Source organism: Legionella sp. km772 (assembly GCF_003989735.1).
Taxonomy (GTDB): Bacteria; Pseudomonadota; Gammaproteobacteria; order Legionellales; family Legionellaceae; genus Legionella.
Genome location: NZ_RZGQ01000324.1, coordinates 1 through 1,691, shown reverse-complemented (window position 1 = coordinate 1,691; position 1,691 = coordinate 1). Strand labels below are relative to the sequence as shown.

Sequence of the window (1,691 nt, the reverse complement as noted above, 5' to 3'; positions counted from 1 at the left end):
CTCTCCTGGCCTATGGACTTGTGGATAAGCCATTCTGAGAGTAAGGTGAATGAACTAACAAACCGGGAATAGCTCTTATTTTTCCTGAATTTTGTTCCAGATCCCCGGACCTAGCTAAAGGCACCGGGATAGGCTTGGCCATTTGCCGCTCTATAGTGGATCGGCATGAAGGGGAGTTTAATTTTTTAGAAACAGAGGAGCAAGGCGCATGTTTTTATTTTACCCTGCCTCTTTCGATGAATAAATCTTATGAATAAGCAATGTATTTATATTATTGATGATAATAATCATATTGGCGAGTCCATAAAATTTTTGGTGGAGTCAATCAATGATAAGATCTATAAGATTGAATATTATCAAGATCCTATGCGATTTTTGGATAGAAAACTAGCCCAATTACAAGGATGTGTAATTGTTGATTTATTTATGCCGCAAATAAATGGATTCGAGCTTATAAAAAAACTTAGGAGGGAAAATAACTTTATAAATATTATCGTTATGAGTGGAAACTGCAGTGATAGTATGGAAAAAAGGGCTATTGATCTAGGTGCCCAAGCTTTTTTCCCCAAGCCATTTAATATCGAACATTTACTTAAACAAGTATTTAGCATGTTAGCAAACTCTCAGGTCATCTCTGCTAAAAGAGCATATACTTGATTGATAGGACCTCATGGTTAACAAAAGGGAGATTTCATGCTGGATTATTATTTAATAGTTATTGGTTCTTCCGCCGGAGGTTTAAACCCGCTAAAAGAAATTCTAAGTTCATTGCCAAAAGATTTCCCCGCAGCCATCCTCATTGTAAAACATATTGCACCCTCAGCTCCTAACCTGTTGGGCCCCATTCTCTCTCGTATCTCGAATTTACCCGTTATTGAGCCCAGCGATAACCAATCCATAGAACAAGGACATATTTACATCGCTCCACCCAATTTTCATATGATTGTAAAGGAAGGTAAAATTAAATTAGAAAAAGGCCCTCGGGTAAATCATTCAATTCCAGCTATTGATCCACTTTTATATTCAGCAGCTCTTTATAATAAACATCGCACAATAGGGGTCTTATTAAGTGGAATGCTCGATGATGGAAGCGCAGGTTTATTAGCGGTAAAAAGGTGTAAGGGTATTTCTATTGTCCAGGATTTAAATGAAGCAGAGTATTCTGACATGCCTCGAAATGGTGCAAGTGCTGCACCTATTGATTACTGCCTGCCAGCGCATAAAATTGAAGCCATTTTAAAAAAGCTAGTAGGCTCCACTGCAGTTGAATCCATTTCCTCTCCCTCCAGAACCCAATTTCTTCAAAAAGAACTAGAAATGAACTTTACCGAAGAGGGAAGTGATGAAGAAGATATGAATGAAATTTCAACTCCTTCCGTTTTCTCTTGTCCTGAATGTAATGGGGTATTATGGCGCTTAAGGGATAAGCGTTTAGAACGCTACCGCTGTCGTGTTGGGCATGCCTACGGCCTTGATAGCTTGATGAGCCATAAACAACAGAGTACCCAAGAAGCCTTATGGGTTGCTTTGAGGGCTTTAGAAGAAAAGAAAAATTTGGCAAGAAATGTAATGTTAGCTAGGTCCGGGGATCTGGAACAAAATTCAGGAAAAATAAGAGCTATTCCCGGTTTGTTAGTTCATTCACCTTACTCTCAGAATGGCTTATCCACAAGTCCATAGGCCAGGAGAGC

At 39.0% G+C, this 1,691-nt stretch carries 4 protein-coding genes; 3 read left to right on the top strand and 1 reads right to left on the bottom strand.

Annotation, left to right across the window (positions count from 1 at the left end; genetic code table 11):
- Positions 1-10 precede the first annotated feature (10 nt).
- On the bottom strand, positions 11-142 hold the full coding sequence (locus tag ELY15_RS16665; protein WP_255411136.1) for a hypothetical protein: 132 nt from the start codon (positions 140-142) through the stop codon (positions 11-13).
- Here ELY15_RS16665 and ELY15_RS16775 point away from each other — a divergent pair.
- Genes ELY15_RS16775 through ELY15_RS15625 form a run of 3 tightly spaced genes read left to right on the top strand, consistent with a single transcriptional unit; the run spans position 135 to position 1,680 of the window.
- Positions 135-257 carry a hypothetical protein gene (locus ELY15_RS16775; RefSeq protein ID WP_158617529.1) on the top strand — a complete coding sequence of 41 codons (123 nt, stop codon included), beginning with the start codon at positions 135-137 and terminating at the stop codon, positions 255-257. The genes ELY15_RS16665 and ELY15_RS16775 overlap by 8 nt on opposite strands.
- On the top strand, positions 250-657 hold the full coding sequence (locus tag ELY15_RS15630; RefSeq protein ID WP_127101665.1) for a response regulator: 408 nt from the start codon (positions 250-252) through the stop codon (positions 655-657). Before ELY15_RS16775 ends, ELY15_RS15630 begins: the two co-directional genes overlap by 8 nt.
- Positions 658-693: 36 nt before the next feature.
- Positions 694-1,680, top strand: a complete 987-nt coding sequence (locus ELY15_RS15625) for a chemotaxis protein CheB (RefSeq protein ID WP_127101663.1) — start codon at positions 694-696, stop codon at positions 1,678-1,680.
- Positions 1,681-1,691: the final 11 nt, after the last annotated feature.